Origin of the sequence: Paenibacillus sp. 598K, from assembly GCF_003851045.1 — a bacterium.
In the GTDB taxonomy this organism is placed as follows: Bacteria; Bacillota; Bacilli; order Paenibacillales; family Paenibacillaceae; genus Paenibacillus_D.
Map to the genome: position 1 here is coordinate 18394 of NZ_BFBX01000176.1, position 637 is coordinate 19030.

The following is a 637-nucleotide window of genomic DNA, read 5'->3' on the forward strand; positions in this document are numbered from 1 at the left end:
CGCCTGCAGCAGCAGATTGCGCAGATTGGCGGAGAAGATCGAGATGGCATGCTCCTCGGCCTTCTCGGTGAGCGCTCCCCGCACCTCCCGCTCGATCGACGGCGCGATCAGACGCTTGTAGGCATCCTCGATGACTGCCAGCAGCACGGCGCGGATCGCCGGCGAGACGTGGTTGCGCAGCGTATGGCGGGCAATATAGTCATGGATGCGCTCGGGCGAGAGCTGCAGCGAGACGCGCAGCACGTCCTCCCGCTCGCCCCGGTTGATCGCCAGGATGCGATGCGGCGGCAGCTTGCGGACCGGCTCCTGATAGCTGTAATACATCTCATAGACAGATTCCGCCTGCTTGTCCTTCGCTTCGGTCGCCAGCACCGCCTGCTCATACGTATGCTTGCGCACCCAGGCGCGGATGCCGGCGTCGTCAGCCAGACTCTCGGCGAGGATGTCCATCGCCCCCTGCAAAGCGTCCTGAGCCGTCTCTACGCCCTTGTCAGGCTGGATATACTTGGCCGCCTCCGTCATCGGCTCGCCGCTCTTAGGCTGGCTGTAGAGCCACGTAGCGAGCGGCTCCAGCCCTCTCTCTTTGGCGACACTGGCCCGCGTCTTGCGCTTCTGCCGATACGGCCGGGACAGATCC

General features: G+C 64.7%; 1 pseudogene. It reads right to left on the bottom strand.

The features are described 5' to 3' along the window. Nucleotides 1–637: pseudogene (locus PA598K_RS33670) on the bottom strand (Tex-like N-terminal domain-containing protein); the annotation flags it as partial.